Consider the following 22,184-nt stretch of genomic DNA (forward strand, 5'->3'; position numbering starts at 1 on the left):
GCTGCTTTCGTTTTGAATGAACAAACGGAAAAAGCATCATGAATTTGCATGAGTATCAAGCAAAACAGCTTTTCAGAGAGTTCGGCTTGCCAGTATCAGAAGGCTTTGCTGTAGACACTCCTGAAGAAGCTGTCGAAGCGGCCAAGAAAATTGGCGGCGACAAGTGGGTTGTTAAATGTCAGGTACACGCTGGCGGCCGTGGTAAAGCGGGCGGCGTGAAGCTGGTAAGCAGCCACGATGAAGTACGTGCATTCGCTGAGCACTGGGTAGGTAAGAACCTAGTGACTTATCAAACAGACGCTAACGGTCAGCCAGTTGCAAAAATCTTAGTTGAAAGCTGCACAGATATCGCTCAAGAATTGTATCTAGGTGCTGTTGTAGACCGTGCGACCCGTAAAATTGTTTTCATGGCATCAACTGAAGGTGGTGTGGAAATCGAGAAAGTTGCGGAAGAAACGCCTGAGAAGATCCTCAAAGCGATTATCGATCCAACGGTAGGCCCACAGCCTTTCCAAGGTCGCGATTTAGCCTTCCAACTGGGCCTTAACCCGGAGCAAGTGAAGCAATTCACGAAGATCTTCTTAGGTTTGGCGAAGATGTTCGAGCAGTATGATTTCGCACTGCTAGAAATCAATCCATTAGTGATCACCGACGAAGGCAATCTGCATTGCTTGGATGGCAAAATTAACATCGATAGCAACGCGATGTACCGCCAACCAAAAATCAAAGAAATGCATGATCCGTCTCAAGAAGATGCCCGTGAAGCCCACGCCGCTAAGTTTGAATTAAACTACGTAGCGCTTGATGGCAATATCGGCTGCATGGTGAATGGTGCTGGTTTAGCCATGGGTACCATGGATATCGTGAAGTTGAGCGGCGGTGAGCCAGCGAACTTCCTTGATGTCGGTGGTGGTGCAACTAAAGAGCGCGTTTCTGAAGCCTTCAAAATCATTTTGTCTGACGACAAAGTAAAGGCCGTATTTGTGAACATTTTCGGTGGTATCGTGCGTTGTGACATGATCGCTGAAGGAATCATCGGTGCCGTTGAAGAAGTAGGCGTGAAAGTGCCTGTCGTTGTTCGTCTTGAAGGGAACAACGCAGAACTTGGTACACAGAAATTAGCTGAAAGCGGCTTGAACATCGAAGCGGCTACCAGTTTGACTGACGCAGCTCAGAAAGTTGTTGCTGCAGCGGGAGGTCAATAATGTCTATTTTGATCGATAAGAATACAAAAGTTATCTGCCAAGGTTTCACTGGCGGACAAGGTACCTTCCACTCTGAGCAAGCGATTGCTTATGGCACGCAAATGGTGGGCGGTGTGACGCCTGGTAAAGGCGGTCAAACGCACCTCGGCTTACCCGTATTCAATACGGTAAAAGAAGCCGTTGCGAAAACTGGTGCCACTGCATCAGTGATTTACGTACCTGCACCTTTCTGTAAAGACTCGATTATCGAAGCGGCAGACGCTGGCATCGAATTGATCGTGTGTATCACTGAAGGTATCCCTACGCTGGATATGCTGTATGTAAAAGAATACCTTACGCACAAAGGCGTGCGCATGATTGGTCCTAACTGCCCGGGCGTGATCACGCCAGGTGAATGTAAGATCGGTATTATGCCAGGCCACATTCATAAGCCAGGTAAAGTAGGCATCGTGTCTCGTTCTGGTACATTGACTTATGAAGCTGTGAAGCAAACCACAGATGAAGGTTTCGGCCAGTCTACCTGTGTAGGTATCGGCGGCGACCCAATCCCAGGTTCAAACTTTATCGATATCCTTGAGATGTTCGAGAAAGATCCGAAGACTGAAGCCATCGTGATGATCGGTGAAATCGGCGGTACTGCGGAAGAAGAAGCAGCGGAGTTCATTAAGAATAACGTGACTAAGCCTGTCGTTTCTTACATCGCGGGTGTGACTGCACCTCCAGGTAAGCGTATGGGCCATGCCGGTGCGATTATCTCTGGTGGTAAAGGTACTGCAGACGAGAAATTTGCAGCGCTTGAAGCCGCAGGTGTGAAAACCGTACGTAGCCTTGCGGATATCGGCAAAGCATTGCGTGAGAAGACAGGTTGGTAATCACCAGCTAAATTGTCTTAAGTACATAAAAACGGCCCTCTTTGAGGGCCGTTTTTTTTGCGTAACTGCTTATGACGAGCTTGTACCTGATGCGCCGCATTGGCCCGGGGCCGGTTCAAGGCCCAGAGGCAGAGTTGGCCTCGTGAGGGACGCCGTGAATGCATCCATGCAGGCTTGGCTGTCGCATCCCTGCGACAGACACCCTCACGAGGCCAATCTCTCGCCCTGGACCAGGGTACCCAACGCACCGCGCTGGTCCGGGGCGGATTCAAGGCTCGGCGCTGGGAAAGCCCCATGGGGGACGCCGTGGATATGTCCCTATAGGCTTGGGCGCGGCATCCCTGCCGCGCACACCCCCACGTGACTTATCCCACCGCCGCGCCAGACCGACCTCAGTCGTACCCGACTCGCCGCATTGGCCCGGGGCCGGTTCAAGGCCCAGAGGCCAATCTCTCGCCCTGGACCAGGGTACCCAACGCACCGCGCTGGTCCGGGGCGGATTCAAGGCTCGGCGCTGGGAAAGCCCCGTGGGGGAGGCCGTGGATATGTCCCTATAGGCTTGGGCGCGGCATCCCTGCCGCGCACACCCCCACGTGACTTCTCCCACCACCGCGCCAGACCGACCTCAGTCGCACCCAAGGCACCGCGTTAATTACTCGCGAATCGTTGATAGTTCGTTGATACCACCAGCGCTGCGGCGACGTGTTGTCGTGTTTTCGTTTGCTTGGTTTTGCAGGTAGGCTTCATTTTGTAGGAGGAGCTCAATCCCTTCCCGATATGTACGACTAATCTGACGCTGCTCTTCGGAGCTGATTCCGCAGCTCCGGTAGAAATGCCCAAGGGCGGTGCTGAAATACTCATCGAGCATATTTACTTCTGCGCCATGGCGTACGAACACATCCCGAAACCAAGCTTCATTGGCTAACCGGGGCAAATCATTGGCCAAGGTCCAGGCATGGGCCGTCGCCGCACGCTCAGGGCAATCAGCAATGGCGTCTGGCAGGGGGAGATGCTCGTGGTACACAATCAAGGGGAAACCGTCGGCTTGTCGTTCAAATGGATGAACAAAGGCAATGTACATGTAGGCAGGGGCAAAATCTTGATGTCGGGCTTCGAGAAAATAGCCTTCGCGATAGGTACCGCCAACAGTAGGTAAGCGCCAATCGGTGCGCTCCTCTTCCCATAACGGGATGAGAAAAGGTCCGGCGGACTCACTGTAAATGGGTGTGTCGGGGTAAACGCCATCCTGCCGAAGGTGAGCTTGTAGGGCGATATTTCCCAAAGGCTGGCCCGTTTCCGCCACCCAAACAGAACCTGTTGTTTGCGGCACAATAACGACGCTATGTCGTACAGGAATACAGGCACTGATCAAAAAGGCCGGCAGCAACACTAACGACCAACGCAATTTTTTAAATGCAGGCTGAAACATGTGCATAGTACGAGACCCATTCAAATGGATGATTTTTAAGCAACTAGGTCAGTATAGAACAATTCTTACGTTGAAAGCACCAGAATGGACGACCAAAAGATGAAAATCTTATTTGTTATTTAATATGTTATCTTATAACATAACTGTATTCGTACAGTAGAACTCGATTCTCCGGCAATGACTATCCAGAACGAAGGAAGTAATAAAATGAAGTTAACGACCTTACCGGCAATTAAAATGAGCGCAGTGGCAGTTGCGGCAGCCCTTGCGCTTTCAGCGTGTGGTGAAAACCTTTCGGTTGAGCTGACTGACCCGCCAACGGGTGGTGGCCACGACCACGATCATGACCACGGCGACCGTACAGGACGTTTAGTTTTTAGTTCGCATGATTCTGACCATGCGTATGTTCTTGATCTACACGATGAAGAAATCATTGCAGACTTCCATTTAGCAGGCCCTGCCGCAAGCATTTATCCGAGCCCTGGCTATCGCTATGCCATCGCCATCGAACGTTCTGCGGGTGTAGTGAGCTTTATTGATAGCGGCTTTGAAACTGAAGCTCATGGCGATCACGGTCACTATCATGAGCACGATCCTGCCTTGTTGGATTTCCAATTATTCGGTGAATTGCCGACACACTACGATTGGTTTGAAACCCGCGGCGCTGTGTTTTTTGATGGCGTGCCTGGTGTTGCAGGTAAGGTGAAAGCGCTAAGTGATCACAGCTTAAGTGAAGATCGTGTACTAGCGACTCTAGAACTTGAGCGTAACCAACACGGCGCGGCTGAAATCCGTGGCAATGACTTATTCGTAAGCTATCGCAGTGCTGATAGCGATGGTGTGTTGCCTGATTTCGTAGAAGTGTACGAGCGCCATAGCGATCATTTTGACTTTATTCAGCGTTTTGAAGAGCCTTGCGAAGGCCTGCACGGCAGTGCCATCACCAGTTTATATGTGACTTTTGGTTGCCGTGATGGTGTGTTAGTGATTACCGAAGGCGATGATGGTTACGTGGCTGATAAGTTAGCGAATGATGCCATGATTACTGAAGCGGGAAGCCGCATCGGTACCCTCTATGCCCACGATAATACGCAGAACTTTGTAGGGCGTGCTGCGCACGAACTGTATTGGTTACACCTGGATGATGGCGATATGCACCACATTGAGTGGCGCGGTGAAGAAAACGCCGAAGCCCAAGTTAGAGCAGCGGGCTTTAACTACAGTGGTAACCGTTTCGCTATTTTAGATAGCACTGGCCATTTAACGATTGTGCGCTTCCGTACGGATCACTATGAGATTCAAAGCGTATTGCACGTTATTGATGAGATGGGTGATCACGCGCCAACGATGGCCTTTAGCCCAATTAACCACGATGCCTTTATTACTGACCCAGTGGCGCAAGAAGTGATCATTGTGGATCTGCATGATGGTGAAGTAGAAGACCGTATTGAACTCGGATTCTCGCCTGCAGCTGTGAGCTGGCACGGGTTTTTAGAAGACGATGGGCACGACCACTAAGGTTTGTGTTTCATGTACCGCGTTGTGTGACTAAGCAGCGCTTATAGCGATGTTTGGTGTGTGTGTAGCCGCGGCTCTCTCATTGAGGGGGCCGCGGTTTTTTATTGCGCATTGCTATAAATTACGTTGGGTACGATTGAGGTAAATCTGGCGCGGTGATGGGACAAGTCACGTGGGGGTGTGCGCGGCAGGGATGCCGCGCCCAAGCCTGCATAGATGCATTCACGGCGTCCCCCACGGGGCTTTCCCACCGCCACGCCTCAATACGGCCTCGGGCCAGCGCGCAACGTTGGCTACGATGGTCGAGAGGGAGAGACTGGCTTCGTGAGGGTGTCTGCCGCAGGGATGCGGCAGCCAAGCCTGCATGGATGCATTTACGGCGTCCCTCACGAGGCCAACTCTGCCTCTGGGCCTTGAGCGGCAGGGATGCCGCGCCCAAGCCTGCATAGATGCATTCACGGCGTCCCCCACGGGGCTTTCCCACCGCCGAGCCTCAATACGGCCTCGGGCCAACGCGCTGCGTTGGGTACGCTGGTCGAGAGGGAGACATTGGCTTCGTGAGGGTGTCTGCCGCAGGGATGCGGCAGCCAAGCCTGCACGGATGCATTCACGGCGTCCCCCACGGGGCTTTCTCAGCGCCGAGCCTTGTATGTTAATTGGCTAGTATTTCGTGGACTTGATGGGAGAGCCACTGCAGGGCTGGATCCGTTTCGTGGGCATCATGCCAATACATTTGTAATCGCGTGGCCACTTGAATCTCGGCGGGCATTTCCCACAGCCGTACCGGAAACTGGGTGACCAATCGCTCGGCAATACGCCGAGGTAAGGTGAGGTAATCGCCACTAATGGCCACCAAGTGGCCTGCGGTTTGATAACTTTGCACGCGCACCGCAAGGCGACGCTCAATGCCTAGTTCCCGTAAGAGATAATCTTCCAATACCGTCCCTCGTGCCCGCGAAGACACCGCAATATGTTGGGCACCCAAGTAACGGGCCTTCGTTAGTAACTCTTTGTTATCTTGCCGCCCGAGAACCACAAAGTCTTCATGATATAAGGGCCGTTGATGGACCGGTGAAGAGAGAGGCAAGGGTACGTCGATCGCGAGATCCGCTTGCCGATTCAAGAGAAAGTCACTCAACTGCGCATGGGGTATGGCAATACTTTCAAAACGCGCATTTGGCGCGAGTCGTTTTAAATGACGGAATATACGGGGAAATAGCTCCGGCTCAATGGCTTCGGGAATACCTAATCGAAAGCTACGCCGCGTATCCTTGGGATGAAAGTGGCGACCTCGTTCAATCAGCCCTTGCATGCGCATTAGCAATTCATGCACATCCGGTGCGAGCTTGTCGCACAGCGCAGTGGGGCGCAATACGCGACCATGGCGTACAAACAAAGGATCATCAAATTGTTCGCGTAATCGCCGTAAAGCATGACTAATTGCCGATGGGGTGAGGGATAGTTCCACGGCGGCCCTATTTAGCTGACGCTCACGATAGATGGCAGCCAATACGCGCAATAAGTTTAAATCTGTCTTAAGATGAATTTGATTCATGTTAGTCCGTTAATAAAATTCACTTCATTCATGTTAAGAAAGTTCGTAGGATGAGCCAACCTATTTTTTAACTTTTTCACAGGAATTTGTATGTTTGGACGTTCCGAGTTGTCGCAGCAGTACCTGAGTCGCGTGAAAGCGTTTATGGCAGAGCATATTGAGCCGGTTGAAGGGGCGATTATGCAAGGTGTTTTGCACGACCAAGGCCATGGTAATTGGCGTGAATGGTCGATTCCTGAAGAAATTGATGCCTTGAAAGAGAAAGCCAAGAATGAAGGCTTGTGGAATCTCTTTCTTCCTGACTCACGCTTAGGACAAGGCTTGAGTACCTTGGATTATGCGCCTTTGGCAGAGCAGATGGGACGGTCGTTTATTGCCCCCGAGGTTTTTAACTGTAATGCCCCTGATACCGGCAATATGGAGGTGCTCTATCACTACGGTAGCGATTCGCAGCGCAAAACCTGGTTGCAACCTTTGTTACAAGGCGAGATCCGTTCGGTATTTGCGATGACAGAACCGCAGGTGGCCTCGTCTGACGCGACGAATATGGAAACGCGAATTACCGCGGATGGTGATGATGTCATTATTCAGGGTCGAAAATGGTGGACGACGGGATTAGGGCATCCCAATGCGAAAATTGCCATTGTTATGGGCCTGACGGATCCTGACGCGGAACGCCATAAGCGGCATTCTATGGTACTGGTACCGCTAGATACGCCTGGAGTAACTATTGAGCGAATGCTGCCCGTATTCGGCGACTATGATGCGCCTTATGGTCATGGGGAAGTAAGCTTTAACAATGTGCGAGTGCCAAAAACTAATGTGATCGGCGGCTTGGGTTACGGCTTTGCCATTGCTCAAGGACGTCTTGGTCCAGGACGTGTACACCATTGTATGCGTGCTTTGGGTGCGGCAGAACGCTGTTTGGAACTGATGATTACCCGCGGTATGGAACGAGTCGCCTTCGGACAACCATTAATCAAGCTCGGCGATAATGGTACCCGGATTGCCAAACATCGGATGGCCATTGACCAAGCGCGTCTTTATACCCTGTACACAGCGGGCGTGATCGACAATCAAGGCGTTCGCGGCGCTGCTAGTGAAATAGCTGGAATCAAGGCGGTGGTGCCCACAGTACTGCAAAATGTGGTGGATGATGCGATTCAAATGTTTGGCGGTGGTGGCCTAAGTCACGATTATCCATTAACCGGATTCTATGCCATTGCCCGTGCCCTGCGCCTTGCTGATGGCCCAGATGAAGTACATCAAGCCACGGTGCTGCGCCAAGAGTTACGTAAATACCGTCCCCCTCGGAGTGAGTCATGAGTTCAAAAGCGAATAACGCCGTAATTGATCACGGGGTTGCCGTACGCGATGAAGAGGGTTTCGATATTGCAGCGGTTGATACCTGGATCAAACACCGACGTCCGGAGATCAAAGGGGAGCCTGAATTAACTCAATTTCCAGGCGGTGCCTCGAACTGGACTTATCGCTTAGCCTACGACAATGCCGATTTAATTCTCCGTCGGCCGCCGGCAGGCACCAAAGCGAAATCTGCCCATAATATGCAGCGGGAACATGACCTCCAGCTCATGCTAAAAAAGCATTATCCTGCGGTGCCCACTATGGTGGGCTATTGTGAGGATACATCGTTGATTGGTTCTGATTTTTATGTGATGGAGCGCATTGAGGGGATTATTCCCCGGAAAAACATGCCTCGGGATTTATCCTTGGATGAAGCTCAGGTTCGACAGTTGTGTACCGCCATGCTGGATAAACTCATCGACTTGCATAAAGTAAGTTACGTGGCGGCAGGCCTTGAAAGCATGGGCCGGGGTGGTGGCTATATTGAGCGGCAAGTAGAGGGATGGATTGGTCGTTACGAGAAAGCCAAAACCTGGAATGTTCCCAGTGCACGAAGAATTAAGCGCTGGCTACGGGAGAATAAGCCTCGTCAAGAACGTTTATGCGTTACGCATAATGACTTTCGCTTTGATAATTTAATTTTAAACCCAGACGATCCCACAGAAATTCTGGCTGTGTTAGATTGGGAATTAGCCACTATTGGTGATCCTTTGTTTGAATTGGGTAATATGCTGGCTTATTGGGTTCAAGCCGATGATGATCGTTTCGCCCAGGCCACACGTCGTCAGCCAACCCACTTAAAAGGGATGTTTACACGGCAAGAGGTGATCGATTACTACTGTGAGCAAATGGGCTACGACGACGTCGATATGACGTTCTACGAAGTATTTGGTTTGTTCCGTTTATCCGTGATTGCCCAGCAAATTTACTATCGATATCACCATAAACAAACGCGCAATCCGGCGTTTAAGAATTTCTGGTTTATTGTGCATTACTTGCATTGGCGCTGTAAGCGCCTCATGAAGCAACGAAGACGGGAGCGTTAATGGCTTTAGTGACCTTAGTTCGACATGGTCAAGCATCGTTTGGCAGCGCAGATTACGACAATTTATCCGAACTGGGTTACCAACAACTGCAGCATTTAGGTGCTCAGTTGGCCAATCAGGGGGAATCATTTGATATGTTGGTGCGTGGTACACTCAAACGCCACCAGCAATCCCTAGACGCCTTGGTAGATGGCTATGGTGATGTGTTACGAGAAGTGAATGTGATTTCCGATCCGGCCTGGAACGAATTTGATCATCGCGCTGTTATGTTGTCCCTCGGGCAAGCTCAACCTGAACTGCAAAAATTCTTCGCCGACGATGGTACGCCGCAGATTAGCCCCGACGATGTGATGGCTATATTTATGCAGTCCGTGCGACGTTGGCAAAGTGGTGCCCATGACCACGAGTATCCTGAATCTTGGCCACAGTTTGTCGCGCGGGTAGAGCATGCATGGCAACGGTTAAGGGATTGGCTTTCCCATAAACGGATTCTCGTGTTGACATCAGGCGGACCTATTTCATTGTCCGCAGCGGGGGCCATGGGTCTTCCTACGCCCAATATGATGACGATCAATGCGCAGCTAGTGAACGGCGGACTCTCTCGTTTTATGTGCAAGCCCAAAGGCAATGGCGACGTGGAACGTAAGCTTATTAGTTTAAACGAACATATCCATGTGAGCGGCCGTTACCAGCACCTGCTCACCTATCGTTAAGTAAGGTATTCCCGATGCGAAAAACTATCATTATTACTGGCGCCAGCTCTGGCTTAGGCGCAGAAATGGCAAGGCAATTTGCGGCCTTAGGCCGGAACCTGGGACTATGCGCTCGGCGTACAGAGCGTCTTGAGACTCTCAAGCAAGAATTGGAAACACAGTACCCGAGCATCAAGGTTTCCTTAAAAGCATTAGATGTGAATGATCACGATGCGGTGTTCCGAGTGTTTGGGGAATTTAAACAAGAGTTTGGTCACATTGATCGCATTATTGTCAATGCGGGCATGGGCAAGGGCGGTCCACTGGGAACCGGCCTGTTTAAATACAATAAGCTAACCGCGGAAACCAACTATATTGCGGCTCTGGCCCAATGTGAGGCGGCGTTAGAAATATTTTATGAACAGCAGTCTGGGCATTTAGTTACGATTGCATCGATTAGTGCGTTACGCGGTATGCCACGCGCGCTTACGGCCTATGCCTCGAGTAAAGCGGCCCTGGTGAATTTAACGGAAGGGATTCGTGCAGATCTTATGCGACAGAATAGTCCGATTAAGACCAGTTGTATTTTGCCTGGGTTTATCCGCTCGGAAATAAACGAAAAGGTGAAAAACACGCCCTTTATGTGCGATACGGTACCGGGTGTACGCAGCATGGTGCGCGCGATTGAAAAAGAGAAAGTTCAGGCCTATGTGCCTAGTTGGCCTTGGATATTGGTCGCGTTCTTGTTGAAGCGCTTGCCGTTAAAACAAACCCTCAAATTAGGGTAATGTAGGCACATCTTTGCTAGGCTATAGCCGGTGTACAGTTCATGTTGAGGAATCGATGGACATAAAGCTTTATCAAGTAGATGCGTTCACGGATCGTGTATTTGGTGGTAATCCGGCAGCGGTGTGTCCGCTGGGCGCATGGCCGGAAGATGGACTATTACAAGCTATCGCCGACGAGAATAACCTGTCAGAAACCGCATTTTTTGTTCCTGAAGGCGCGGGTTTTCGCTTACGCTGGTTTACCCCTGAAGCTGAAGTGGATTTATGTGGCCACGCCACTTTAGCCACCGCCCATGTTATTTTCGCGCACTTGAACTACCCTGAGCAGGAGATTTGTTTTTATACACGCAGTGGTGAGTTGCGGGTACAACGTCACGACCAAGGTTATTGCATGGATTTCCCCGCGTCCATGCCAGAAACTGTGGAACCACCGCAGGCCCTGATGCAGGGGTTGGGGGTGGCGCCAAAAGCTGTTTATGCGGCCTACGATTATGTGGTGGTGTTGGAATCTGAAGCGGCGGTAAGGGCAGTTACACCTGATTTTGCAATGCTATGCGAATTGGATGGTCGTGGTGTATTGATCACCGCACCTGGAGATCATTGCGATTTCGTCAGTCGCTGCTTTTTTCCGAAATTACGTGTGAACGAAGATCCCGTGACCGGTTCCGCCCATTGTGAACTAGCGCCCTTGTGGGCAGATCAACTACAAAAGCAGCAGTTGCAGGCAAAACAGTTGTCCCGTCGAGGTGGGGCGCTTGGCTGTGAAGTTACTCCTGGTGTAGGTTCTGCTCAACGGGTTAAGTTAATCGGTCAAGCTGCAGACTTTTGTGAAGGTATGATTAGCGTTCCCGACGAAATTGTATTTTAATCGCAAGCAAACGCCCGCAGGCGCGCTGCGGAGATGACCTGAAACGAGATAGACACCCATGAGAGCTCTTCGCTGGTTTGGCTTTACCATCATCGCATTATTGATCGCGGTACTTGTATTTGTATTCTATTCTCACTTCAAACACTTTGAAGAATCCTATCACTTAAATAGCGAACATCGCGCTAAAGCCCCAGGTCAATTCGTAGAACTGAGCCAGGGATTTACCCACTATCACGTATCGGGCCCAGCGGATGGTCCTGTGGTGGTGTTGATTCATGGCTTTAGTATTCCCTCGGAAGTTTGGGGTGATACAGACGCAGCACTGGCCGAAGCGGGTTTTCGCGTGATTCGTTATGATCTCTATGGTCGTGGCTATTCTGATCGACCTGAGGCGCAATATAATCACCAGTTATTTGTAACCCAACTGATCGAGCTACTTGATGCGTTAGGCGTTGTTGAGCCGGTGCAATTGGTGGGATTATCAATGGGCGGAGCGGTGACTATGCATGCGGCGGCTTTGCATCCTGAACGGATTAAAGCGGCGGCGCTGATCGCACCTTTGTATCAGCCGTTACAACCGCCTCCCATGCCGGAACGCATAGGCCACTACATGATCTCCGGATTCTATGTGCCGGGGTTGCGTGAGAGTTTATCGGCGGATTATTTGCGCCCTGAACAACAAGCCACAATGAAGGCTGCGTATGAGGCGCAAATGCGCTTTCGAGGCTTTACCCGTGCGCTTACCTCGTCGTTCTATGCCTTTACCACAGAGGATCATCCGGCGCGTTACCGAGCCACCAAGGCTAATGGTATGCCGGTGATGTTGATTTGGGGAACCCACGACAATATCGTGCCCTACCGTCAACACGAAGGGGTCATTGAAGACGCCCATGTGGCAAATTTTTTAAGTGTAGACGGGGCAGGTCACACGCCGCATTTAGAACAACCGGACGAAGTAAACTATGCCTTGGTCCGGTTTCTAGGACGCGTACTTTAGGTGAGTTAATCCCACGTGGGGCTGCGCAATCGTGCAGGTCCTTGACCATACTGAGTATACTGGCTGACAGTGCCGAAGCGCGGATCTTCGGCATTCCACTCTCGTGCTGCCTGTTTTAATGTATCTTGATCCATGGCCACGAAATTCCAAAACATCTTCACCGGTTGCGGGAAGGGTTTACCACCGATAATAAAAACCTTTCCGGCACCGGAAAATTCCACAGCCGTTTCACCGGGCCCAATAACGTAACCTTCATGTGTTTTAATGGCTTCGTCTCGGATGCTGATGTCGCCTTTGGCAACATAAAGCAGATATTCAAAGTTGGGATTGAGGTTAAGGTCACAGGTACCATCACCGTCTAACTCAAAGGCCACTGCGGGAGAACGGGTGGGCACGGCCGATAGATGTTCGCCCATGGCCCCTAATATAAGAGTGCCTTGGAAATCCCCAAATTGAATGCTGGGTAATTCCTCGGTATGAACAAATTCGGGCTCACAGTCCATGTCGTCGGGCGGTAGGGCAATCCAGAGTTGAATGCCATGCAAGGATTCGTTGGATTGGCGGCCTGCGGGAATTACTTCTGCATGGCATAGGCCGTTACCAGAGGTCATTAAATTCACTTCGCCCGGGCGCAACCATTGCTCGTAGCCTAAGCTATCGAGATGCAAGATGGTGCCCGACCACAACCAGGATAACGTTTGCAGTCCGATATGTGGGTGCGGTGGTATGTCGAACTCCAACGTTTTGTCGGTAGGGGTGGGGCCGAAATGGTCGAGAAAGCAAAATGGACCGATCATGCGTTGCTGCCGCTGAGGGAGAATTCTCGCCACTTTGAGCACGGGTGTTAGCTCACTTTGCTTGCTGGCAAGATGGCGGCCTTTACTTTGCTCTGGGGCACAGGTGATCTGTTTATCCTGAGTACTCATTGATTCCTCCGGCTTCACAATTGTGTAATGTGGCAGTGCGTTACACCATTCAAAGCAGGGCGTAGACTACGACATTGGTCTGGTTTCTTTCCCATTGGGTATCTGGCATCATCATGGGTGATTTTTCATGAAATTGGAATTATTTATGGCAAAGAATTCGCAGTCAGGACAGACGTTAAGACCGCAGATTCAGCGCGTCATTGCGTTGGTGACAGCACCCGTGGGGCTGATATTCCTTCTCTCAGATGCCCAAGATTTATTGTCCTTTATCCGTGCCAGCGGACTCAGTTGGTACGCTGTGTTTGCGCCTCTTGCGTGGGGCATTTTATTAGGTGCGCTAGCTGGGTTGCTCCGCCTTGATTGGGTGCAGAAAGTTTCCGAATATGGGGTGTGGGCCAGCACTGCGCTCATGACCTTTGGCGCGGTAGGTTCATTGGCCATCTATTTTGAACATCGGGTGTGGTATCTGGCGTGGCCAACCATGTGGTTAGCCGTATTAGGTTTGGGTATTTTTGCATTTTTTGCCATGCAAGTTCGTTTTGCCAGCAAAGTGGAGGCGTCCGCGAAGCGGAAAACAAAGGATGACAACTAAGTTGCGTTTAAATTGTGACCTTGGGGAAAGCTTTGGCGCTTGGACCATGGGCAATGATGCTGAAATGATGCCCTTGATTGATTGTGCCAATATTGCCTGTGGATTTCATGGCGGCGATCCCTTGGTGATGGCCACCACGGTGGCATTGGCAGCCCAACATCAGGTGTGGGTTGGGGCGCATCCTGCATACCCTGACTTGGTGGGATTTGGTCGCCGTTCGATGGCGTTAAGCGCTGCGGAAGTGACGGCCACAGTACTTTATCAATTGGGCGCATTATCGGCATTTTGTAAGCAACACAACACAGAAATTCGCTATGTGAAGCCACACGGGGCGTTGTATCACGACATGCTGAAGAATGATGATACCTTTAGCGGTGTCCTCAAGGCGGTGCGCGATTTCGACGCTACATTGCCCTTAGTTATTTTGGCCCACCCAAACCCGACGCATTGGCAATCGATGGCAGACAAGGCAGGCATTACTTTATGGTATGAAGCCTTTGCGGATCGTGCCTATCAAGCCAACGGCATGTTGCTGCCGCGTTCGCAACCTGGCGCTGTGTTAGCGGATGCAGAGGCCATGCTTACCCAGGCCATGCAAATTGCTCAGAAGGGGACTGTCACCGCCATTGACGGCCAGACAATTTCATTGCGGGCAGATACGCTCTGTGTGCATGGTGACACACCGTCGGCCCTTGCCGCGGTACAGAAAATTCGGCGCGCCTTAGACGCGAATATGACAACAGGAAACGCGTCATGAGTTCTGAATCAAACCCGTTAACCGATCGCCCCGATTTGAGTTTCGCTGCCGCTGGCGTGGATGCGCTGCTGATGCAGTTTGGGCAAACCATGGATCCCTGTTTACCCGGATTTTTGGCGCAGTTAAGACAGCGGATTTTAAGTGAACTTGGCGATGTGGTGCACGAAGTGGTGCCCGCATACTCCAGTTTATTAGTGTATTACGAACCAAGAGCCGTACGTACTTTTGATCTGGAACAGGCCTTAGAGCAGTTGAGTAATGATGTGCCTTGGTTGTGTAGCCCCTGGTCGACAGACGACAATGCGCCGGGGCAGTTAGTGGAAGTCCCGGTATGTTATGACCCGCGCTGTGCCCCCGATCTGGACGCGGTCATGGCCCTTACAAAATTATCTGCAGAGAACATCATTGCCCTTCATAAAGGGCGCGACTATCAGGTGTATGCGTTGGGCTTTGCCCCCGGATTTGCCTATTTAGGTGCGTTAGATGAGCAACTGCAACTGCCACGTATGAAGAACCCACGAACCCACGTTCCAGCCGGTGCTGTGGGTATTGCAGGTCAGCAAACGGCGGTGTATCCGTTGGAATCACCTGGTGGTTGGCATCTTATTGGTGCGAGTCCCTTTGTCTGGTTTCGGGCAGACAAGGACCCAATGACACCGGTACAAGTGGGTGATCGTATTCGCTTCTATTCGATTGATTTTGATACCTATGAGAGCTTACGTGCAGAGCATGATGGCAAGCAGGCGGGGATTAAAAAATGACAGGCTTTCGTGTACTTAAAGGCGGCATTCTTACGCTGGTACAAGATACCGGACGCTTGGGTTTTCAACACCTTGGTGTGACCCGTGGTGGACCTCTTGATGCGCGCTCGGCCTATTGGGCGAATCGCTTGCTCGATAACGAACCTAATGCCGCGGTATTAGAGATCACCGCAGGTGGCTTGGAGATGGAAGCTCAGACCCAAACCATGGTGGCTATCGCCGGCGGCGATTTAAATCTCACCATCAATGGCGAGCCGCAAGTGCCTTGGCGTAGTTTTTGGGTACGACAAGGGGACCGATTAAAGTTTGGCACGCCTCGTTACGGCTTTAGGGCCTACTTAGCGGTAAGTGGCGGTTTCTTAACAGAACCTGTATTGGGTAGTCGTGCAACCGTGGTTCGGGATCGTTTAGGGGGTGTGCATGGCAATGGTCGACCCGTGCAAGAAGACGATTATTTACCCTGTAAACATCTCTCTGAAGAAGGTATTTCGCGGCAAATTCCACAGAACTATCTTCCCCAGTTAGGTAAGCAGATCACCTTGCATCTATTGCCCGGCTATCAGCAGCAAGCGTTTTCAAAGGCGGCATGGAAACAGGTGTTTCAACAAGAATTTACCCTTTCCAATGACAGTAATCGAATGGGGGCCCGTTTGACCGGCGAACCGATACCGGTGCCGGACCAAGAGTTCTTATCAGAAGGGGTTAGTTACGGGGCAGTGCAGGTGCCCGCCAGTGGCCAACCTATTATTATGTTGGACGATCGGCAAACCCTAGGTGGTTATCCGAAACTAGGAAATATCTTACCGCTAGATGGTTTTCAGTTAGCACAATGTGCGCCGGGGGCAAAAATTCGATTTAAACCCATTCATCTTGCCGAAGCACAACAACAAATGCGACGTTATCTTCGTTTTTTCGGCTTGTAAGCAAGACGTTTAATTGCGATCATAGCGCTCATTTCGCAGCATAAGTAATTTACGGAGAGTATGTTAATGGCCGAAAGCGCCTCGCGTCCGACCAACTTTATCCGCAAGATCATCGATCAGGATTTGCATTCAGGAAAGCACCAGAGTGTACACACACGCTTTCCGCCGGAGCCTAACGGGTATCTGCATATTGGTCATGCCAAGTCGATTGTATTGAATTTCGGGATTGCTGAAGACTATCAAGGTACCTGTAATTTACGTTTTGACGATACGAATCCGCTCAAAGAAAGCCAAGAGTATGTGAGCGCCATCAAAGATGACGTGCGTTGGTTAGGCTACGAGTGGGGTGGCAAAGAGCGCTATTCTTCCGATTACTTTGCCGCCTTACATGGTTTTGCCATCGAGTTAATCGAAAAAGGCTTAGCCTATGTCGACTTTAATTCTCAAGACGACATCCGCTCCCTGCGCGGCACCTTAACCGAGCCAGGCGTGAATAGTCCGTACCGAGATACGGATGTGGCCACTAATTTGGCGGAGTTTGCCAAGATGACCGCGGGCGATTATCCCGAAGGGCATTGTTCATTGCGCGCCAAGATTGATATGGCGTCGCCCTTTATGTGTATGCGGGATCCGGTGATTTATCGTATTCGCCACGTTCACCATCATCAAACCGGTGATCAGTGGTGCGTATATCCCATGTACGATTTTACCCATTGTATTTCTGATGCGTTGGAAGGAATTACTCATTCCTTGTGTACACTCGAGTTCCAAGATAACCGTCGGTTATATGATTGGATCCTAGATAACATTACGATTCCTTGTCACCCCCAGCAAATCGAATTCTCGCGCCTGAATCTTGAATATACGGTGATGAGTAAACGTAAGCTAAACCTGTTGGTCACTGAAGGCCATGTGAGTGGCTGGGATGACCCGCGCATGCCGACTATTGCGGGATTACGTCGGCGCGGTTACACCCCGGGCTCAATTCGTGAATTTGCCCATCGCATTGGCGTGACCAAAATGGACAACATGGTGGAAATGGGAATTTTAGAATCCTGTATTCGCGACGATCTGAACGAGAATGCACCACGGGCGATGGCGGTGTTGGATCCGGTAAAACTTGTCATTGAAAACTATCCCGCAGGCGAAAGTGAAATCCTGCAGGCTCCGAATCACCCGAACCGGGACGAGCTCGGCACTCGCGACGTGCCATTTAGCGGTGAGCTGTATATTGAGCGGGAAGATTTCCGTGAAGAAGCCAATAAAAAGTTTAAGCGTTTGGTGTTGGGCAAAGAAGTGCGCTTGCGCAATGCCTACGTGATTAAAGCTGAACGGGTAGAAAAAGACGCTAACGGCGCGATCACCACGATTTTCTGTAGCTATGATGCGGATACCTTAGGTAAAGACCCGGCTGATGGCCGCAAGGTGAAAGGGGTTATTCACTGGGTATCTGCCGCTCACGCATTGCCTGCGGAGATCCGGTTATATGATCGTTTGTTTAGCGTACCAAATCCAGGCGCCGCGGATACTTTAGATGAAGCCATCAACCCTGAGTCATTGATTGTGAAGCAAGGGTTTGTAGAGCCATCATTGGCTGCAGCAAAGGCCGAGCAAGGGTTCCAATTCGAACGCACGGGCTATTTTTGCGTTGATAATCGGGATAGTCAGCCTGAGCATATGGTGTTTAACCGTACGGTTGGTTTGCGCGACTCATGGGCGAAGATGAGTGGCGACGATTAACTTCCGCAGCGCCACCTTGTCGTTCGCCAGATAGCGTCGGTAATCGAATGAATGAAGTAAAAAGCGTGATGATTCCCATCACGCTTTTTTTATAGCAAATCCAACTGTGAAGGGCCTTGGCTTTCTTCCCGCTCTTGCTTGGCTTGTTGGCGCAAGAAGGCTTCTTTACGTTTTTGTCGGTCGGCAAGTAAGCGCAGTATGCGTGATCGTTCGGCTTCGGGCTTATCATGCCAATTAAAGCGCTCTTCCCGGGAACGCAAACAACCGAGGCAATAGCCCCGGGGCCCTGATTCGCACACGCCGATGCAGGGATTGGGAAGTTCAAACATTTCCAGTTGATTGGTTGCCATAATCAGTGCAACGCCTCCCGGTAATGTTGAGGGGACAGACCCACGACTTTCTTAAACAAGCGCGAGAAATAGTAGGGATCGTCAAAACCAAAGGCGAGCGCCACTTGGCGCACACTATGATGGGTTTCTTCGAGCATTTTACGCGCTGCTTGCATCTTCATCTCATTAAAGTAGCGAATCGGGGGTGTGCCTGTTAATTCACGAAATCGCTTACTGAAATAATAGCGGGAAAGTCCGGTAAATGCTGCAAAATCATCAAGTTCAAGTTGGCGATGGCTGTTATCGCGCATAAAGCGGTCAAGGGTGGTGAGGTTAAAACCGGTATCGCTTTTATCGGGGTCGGTGCTGAGCAGTGGCAGTTGCGTGAGTAGTTTACGTAATAAGGATGCTGCGAGCATGGCCCGCTCAAAGGTCAGGCGTTGATGTTGTAAATTGAGCAACTCGGTGACATCTGGCAATAGTGCTTGCCAGCGCCGTAAGGAAATCACAGGTGCGTTCTGCATATCCGGGCGAATCCCAATATAGTCCATGAATCGGTCGGTTTGCTCACCGGCGAAGTGGGTCCAGTAGATACTCCAGGGCTGCTCAGGGTCACTATGATAGCTATGAGATACCCCTTTTGGCAGAAACAACACTTGTCCTGCACCGATCACGCCTTGATGTTCATCTGTGCGATAAAATCCGCGGCCCGCATGGCAAAATATCAACAAATGATCCGTATGAATGGTTCGACGCACACGATGATCGCGCGCATCTAAGTAATGACCATAGGCCACCGGATATAACTCGTGGCTGAGAGGGTGTTGTGCCAGCTGACGTGTTATATTACGGGGCAGCAGTAAGCGCGAACTGCCTGCCGGAAGTGGCCAATTTGACGGTTGACTCATAACTCATGACACTCGTCGTAAAAAGCAATATTGTCCATCATACAGGCAATTTTATCGATTCTAAAGTGCAGCGAGCTTTGCTCTAATGCAATACAGCATAAAACAACACTATTTTATGAGAACTGGTGACCAGTATGTCTCCTTCACGAGGGGCGTGCAGGGCACGGGTTCAGACACCCTAAATTGAATAACTGGAGCCACTAGGTTTGTAAGGCTCCCTGAGAGGAAGTAATGAGCACGCAAAATTTGAAAGTGAAATTGTTCATCGATGGCGAGTTTGTGGAATCTGAAACCACAAAATATATTCCAGTCACCAATCCAGCGACGCAAGAAGTGATCGCGGAAGCACCTTGCGCCACACGTGCCGAGGTAGAGCGAGCCATTGCTAGTGCCAAAGCGGCATTTAAAACCTGGCGTGAAGTGCCAGTGCCAGAGCGGGCGCGAGTGATGATGCGTTATCAGGCATTGCTAAAAGAGCATCACGATGAAATCGCGACCATTCTCTCGAAAGAAACTGGGAAAACCTTTGACGACGCCAAAGGCGATGTTTGGCGCGGTATCGAAGTGGTTGAGCAAGCCGCGAATATCCCTGCGTTAATGATGGGTGAAACCGCCGAGAACGTAGCACGGGGTATCGATACCTACAGTTATGTGCAGCCTTTGGGTGTGTGCGCAGGGATTACTCCATTTAACTTCCCTGCCATGATTCCATTGTGGATGTTCCCTATGGCGATCGCGTGCGGTAACACCTTTATTTTGAAGCCGTCTGAGCAAGATCCACTGACACCAACGCGTTTAGTTGAGTTGTTTGAAGAAGCCGGTGCGCCAAAAGGTGTGTTACAGATGATCCATGGTGGGAAAGAGCAAGTTGATTTGTTGCTACGTGATCCTGAGGTGAAAGCATTATCCTTTGTGGGTTCGGTGCCGGTTGCTGAGTATATTTACCGCACGGGTACTGAACATCTAAAGCGGGTGCAAGCCTTCGCAGGTGCAAAAAACCACAGCGTGATTATGCCTGACTCGAACAAGCAAACCGTGATTAACAACTTGGTTGGTGCCTCTGTGGGTGCTGCTGGTCAGCGCTGTATGGCGATTTCAGTAGCCGTATTTGTGGGTAAATCGAAAGAGTGGATTCCTGAGCTTGCTGAGCAATTGGCGAAAGTGACACCGGGCGCGTGGGATAACAAAGATGCGGCTTACGGCCCATTGATCAGCCCACAAGCGAAACAGCGCGTGGTTTCTATGATTGCCCAAGGCAAAAAAGAAGGCGCCGAGTGTTTGGTTGATGGCACAGATTGCGTGGTTGAAGGATTCCCTGATGGAAACTGGGTAGGGCCAACCTTCTTTAGCAAAGTCACGCCAGAAATGAGCATTTACCAGCAAGAGATCTTCGGTCCTGTGTTGTGTGCAGTGGAAGTGGAAACTCTGGAAGAAGCCATTGCCTTGGTGAATGCGAATCCATTTGGTAACGGTACCTCCATCTTTACCGCCAATGGCGCTGCCGCGCGTAAGTACCAACACGAAGTAGAAGTTGGTCAGGTGGGGATTAACATTCCAATTCCTGTGCCACTACCTTTCTTCTCGTTTACCGGTTGGAAAAACTCGTTCTTTGGTGATTTGCATGCTTATGGTAAGCAAGCGATTCGTTTCTATACAGAAACAAAAACGATTACCGCACGCTGGCCTGAAAGTGAAATCGATAACGGCCCGAATATGACCATTAAGCTGCAGTAATCGCGGGAGATTCATTGTGAATTTTAATTTAACGGATGACCAACAAGCTTTTGTCGACACGGCCCGTGCCTTTGCTGAAAAGGAAATGGCACCTCATGCTGCCAAGTGGGATGCGGAACATTATTTTCCAATTGAGGTGTTCCGCAAGGCTGGCGAGATGGGTTTTATGGGCATGTACACGCCGGAAAGCGCCGGCGGTTTTGGCATGTCTCGGCTTGATTCTGCTTTAATTTTCGAGCAATTGGCCATGGGGTGCACCGCAACCACGGCGATGATGACCATTCATAACATGGTGACATGGATGATTGGCTCATTTGCTACCCCGGAAGTGATTGACCAGTGGGTACCGGAGCTGGTGGCTGGTGAAAAGCTGGGTTCTTACTGCTTAACGGAGCCAGGTGCTGGCTCCGACGCTGCAAGCCTGCGTACAAGTGCGAAGAAAGATGGCGATAGCTATGTTTTGAACGGTTCTAAAATGTTCATTTCTGGTGCCGGTGAAACCGACGTGTTGGTGGTGATGGCACGGACCGGTGGCGAAGGTGCCCGAGGAATCTCCGCATTTGTAGTACCTGCGGACGCCAAAGGTGTGAGCTACGGCAAAGCAGAAGAGAAGATGGGTTGGAACGCACAGCCCACCCGTTTGGTCACGTTTGAGGACGTGCGTATTCCAACGCAAAATTTGCTAGGCGCCGAAGGCGAAGGTTTTAAATTTGCCATGATGGGTCTCGACGGTGGTCGTATCAATATCGCCGTGTGCTCGGTGGGTACAGCCCAAGCGGCGCTGAATACGGCGCGGGACTATATGCATGAGCGTAGCCAGTTTGGAAAACCCTTGGCGGCGTTCCAAGCCATGCAATTCAAATTAGCGGACATGGCCACGGAACTGGTGGCGGCGCGTCAGATGGTGCGTTTGGCTGCCTTTAAAGTGGATCAGAACGATAGTGATAAAACAACGTACTGTGCCATGGCAAAGCGCTTTGCGACGGATATTGGCTTCCAGGTATGTAACGAAGCGCTGCAAATCCACGGCGGTTATGGCTATATCAAGGAATATCCACTTGAGCGACATGTTCGTGACGTGCGCGTTCATCAGATCCTTGAAGGAACAAACGAGATTATGCGGTTAATCATCGCCCGTCGTTTGTTAGCGGATGGCGCTGCAGAGTTACTATAACCGGC

General features: G+C 50.7%; 21 protein-coding genes. 16 read left to right on the forward strand and 5 right to left on the reverse strand.

What is annotated here, in order from left to right; all coding sequences use genetic code 11:
* Positions 1-38 precede the first annotated feature (38 nt).
* Together sucC and sucD are read left to right on the forward strand one after the other, a co-directional pair.
* Positions 39-1,205 carry an ADP-forming succinate--CoA ligase subunit beta gene (gene sucC / locus FM042_RS01280; RefSeq protein ID WP_143233947.1) on the forward strand — a complete coding sequence of 389 codons (1,167 nt, stop codon included), beginning with the start codon at positions 39-41 and terminating at the stop codon, positions 1,203-1,205.
* Complete coding sequence (gene sucD / locus FM042_RS01285; protein WP_143233948.1) at positions 1,205-2,077, forward strand: succinate--CoA ligase subunit alpha; 873 nt, start codon at positions 1,205-1,207, stop codon at positions 2,075-2,077. Before sucC ends, sucD begins: the two co-directional genes overlap by 1 nt.
* A gap of 652 nt (positions 2,078-2,729) precedes the next feature.
* On the opposite strand, the gene FM042_RS01290 is transcribed toward sucD, so the two are convergent.
* Positions 2,730-3,512 carry a hypothetical protein gene (locus FM042_RS01290; protein ID WP_143233949.1) on the reverse strand — a complete coding sequence of 261 codons (783 nt, stop codon included), beginning with the start codon at positions 3,510-3,512 and terminating at the stop codon, positions 2,730-2,732.
* Between the two features lie 201 nt (positions 3,513-3,713).
* Here FM042_RS01290 and FM042_RS01295 point away from each other — a divergent pair, with 201 nt between their 5' ends.
* The gene (locus FM042_RS01295; protein WP_143233950.1) at positions 3,714-5,024 is read left to right on the forward strand and encodes a YncE family protein; all 1,311 of its coding nucleotides are present in this window, start codon (positions 3,714-3,716) and stop codon (positions 5,022-5,024) included.
* A 652-nt stretch (positions 5,025-5,676) separates the two neighbouring features.
* On the opposite strand, the gene FM042_RS01300 is transcribed toward FM042_RS01295, so the two are convergent.
* A complete protein-coding gene (locus tag FM042_RS01300; RefSeq protein ID WP_143233951.1) occupies positions 5,677-6,579 on the reverse strand; it encodes a LysR family transcriptional regulator in 903 nt (300 codons plus the stop codon).
* A 90-nt stretch (positions 6,580-6,669) separates the two neighbouring features.
* On the opposite strand from FM042_RS01300, the gene FM042_RS01305 reads away from it, so the two are divergent.
* The 6 genes from FM042_RS01305 to FM042_RS01330 are packed head-to-tail and all read left to right on the forward strand — an operon-like array spanning position 6,670 to position 12,335.
* The gene (locus FM042_RS01305; protein ID WP_143233952.1) at positions 6,670-7,905 is read left to right on the forward strand and encodes an acyl-CoA dehydrogenase family protein; all 1,236 of its coding nucleotides are present in this window, start codon (positions 6,670-6,672) and stop codon (positions 7,903-7,905) included.
* Complete coding sequence (locus tag FM042_RS01310; RefSeq protein ID WP_143233953.1) at positions 7,902-8,990, forward strand: phosphotransferase family protein; 1,089 nt, start codon at positions 7,902-7,904, stop codon at positions 8,988-8,990. Before FM042_RS01305 ends, FM042_RS01310 begins: the two co-directional genes overlap by 4 nt.
* Complete coding sequence (locus FM042_RS01315; protein WP_143233954.1) at positions 8,990-9,703, forward strand: histidine phosphatase family protein; 714 nt, start codon at positions 8,990-8,992, stop codon at positions 9,701-9,703. Before FM042_RS01310 ends, FM042_RS01315 begins: the two co-directional genes overlap by 1 nt.
* A 14-nt stretch (positions 9,704-9,717) precedes the next feature.
* Entirely contained in the window at positions 9,718-10,470 is a 753-nt protein-coding gene (locus FM042_RS01320; protein ID WP_143233955.1) for an SDR family oxidoreductase, read from the forward strand.
* Between the two features lie 55 nt (positions 10,471-10,525).
* Positions 10,526-11,338 carry a PhzF family phenazine biosynthesis protein gene (locus tag FM042_RS01325; RefSeq protein WP_143233956.1) on the forward strand — a complete coding sequence of 271 codons (813 nt, stop codon included), beginning with the start codon at positions 10,526-10,528 and terminating at the stop codon, positions 11,336-11,338.
* 58 nt (positions 11,339-11,396) lie between these two features.
* Entirely contained in the window at positions 11,397-12,335 is a 939-nt protein-coding gene (locus tag FM042_RS01330; protein WP_143233957.1) for an alpha/beta fold hydrolase, read from the forward strand.
* Between the two features lie 5 nt (positions 12,336-12,340).
* Here the strand turns inward: FM042_RS01330 and FM042_RS01335 are convergent, their stop codons facing one another.
* On the reverse strand, positions 12,341-13,261 hold the full coding sequence (locus FM042_RS01335) for a pirin family protein (protein ID WP_143233958.1): 921 nt from the start codon (positions 13,259-13,261) through the stop codon (positions 12,341-12,343).
* A 145-nt stretch (positions 13,262-13,406) separates the two neighbouring features.
* On the opposite strand from FM042_RS01335, the gene FM042_RS01340 reads away from it, so the two are divergent.
* The 5 genes from FM042_RS01340 to glnS all read left to right on the forward strand — a co-directional run bounded on the left by FM042_RS01340 (position 13,407) and on the right by glnS (position 18,034).
* Positions 13,407-13,853 carry a hypothetical protein gene (locus FM042_RS01340; RefSeq protein ID WP_143233959.1) on the forward strand — a complete coding sequence of 149 codons (447 nt, stop codon included), beginning with the start codon at positions 13,407-13,409 and terminating at the stop codon, positions 13,851-13,853.
* Positions 13,843-14,610 carry a 5-oxoprolinase subunit PxpA gene (locus FM042_RS01345; RefSeq protein WP_143233960.1) on the forward strand — a complete coding sequence of 256 codons (768 nt, stop codon included), beginning with the start codon at positions 13,843-13,845 and terminating at the stop codon, positions 14,608-14,610. The genes FM042_RS01340 and FM042_RS01345 overlap by 11 nt, the downstream gene beginning before the upstream one ends.
* Positions 14,607-15,371: a 5-oxoprolinase subunit PxpB gene (pxpB, locus tag FM042_RS01350; protein WP_143233961.1), complete on the forward strand. Its 765-nt coding sequence runs from the start codon at positions 14,607-14,609 to the stop codon at positions 15,369-15,371. The genes FM042_RS01345 and pxpB overlap by 4 nt, the downstream gene beginning before the upstream one ends.
* Positions 15,368-16,294: a 5-oxoprolinase subunit C family protein gene (locus FM042_RS01355; RefSeq protein ID WP_143233962.1), complete on the forward strand. Its 927-nt coding sequence runs from the start codon at positions 15,368-15,370 to the stop codon at positions 16,292-16,294. Before pxpB ends, FM042_RS01355 begins: the two co-directional genes overlap by 4 nt.
* 66 nt (positions 16,295-16,360) lie before the next feature.
* Complete coding sequence (gene glnS, locus FM042_RS01360; RefSeq protein WP_143233963.1) at positions 16,361-18,034, forward strand: glutamine--tRNA ligase; 1,674 nt, start codon at positions 16,361-16,363, stop codon at positions 18,032-18,034.
* A gap of 89 nt (positions 18,035-18,123) precedes the next feature.
* On the opposite strand, the gene FM042_RS01365 is transcribed toward glnS, so the two are convergent.
* Complete coding sequence (locus FM042_RS01365; RefSeq protein ID WP_143233964.1) at positions 18,124-18,384, reverse strand: DUF1289 domain-containing protein; 261 nt, start codon at positions 18,382-18,384, stop codon at positions 18,124-18,126.
* Positions 18,385-18,386: 2 nt separating this feature from the next.
* Complete coding sequence (locus tag FM042_RS01370) at positions 18,387-19,271, reverse strand: helix-turn-helix transcriptional regulator (RefSeq protein ID WP_143233965.1); 885 nt, start codon at positions 19,269-19,271, stop codon at positions 18,387-18,389.
* A 231-nt stretch (positions 19,272-19,502) separates the two neighbouring features.
* Between FM042_RS01370 and FM042_RS01375 the strand changes: the two genes are divergently transcribed.
* Positions 19,503-21,005 carry a CoA-acylating methylmalonate-semialdehyde dehydrogenase gene (locus FM042_RS01375; RefSeq protein WP_143233966.1) on the forward strand — a complete coding sequence of 501 codons (1,503 nt, stop codon included), beginning with the start codon at positions 19,503-19,505 and terminating at the stop codon, positions 21,003-21,005.
* 16 nt (positions 21,006-21,021) lie between these two features.
* Complete coding sequence (locus FM042_RS01380; protein WP_143233967.1) at positions 21,022-22,179, forward strand: acyl-CoA dehydrogenase family protein; 1,158 nt, start codon at positions 21,022-21,024, stop codon at positions 22,177-22,179.
* Positions 22,180-22,184: the final 5 nt, after the last annotated feature.

Source organism: Aliidiomarina halalkaliphila, assembly GCF_007096385.1.
Classification (GTDB): Bacteria; Pseudomonadota; Gammaproteobacteria; order Enterobacterales; family Alteromonadaceae; genus Aliidiomarina; species Aliidiomarina halalkaliphila.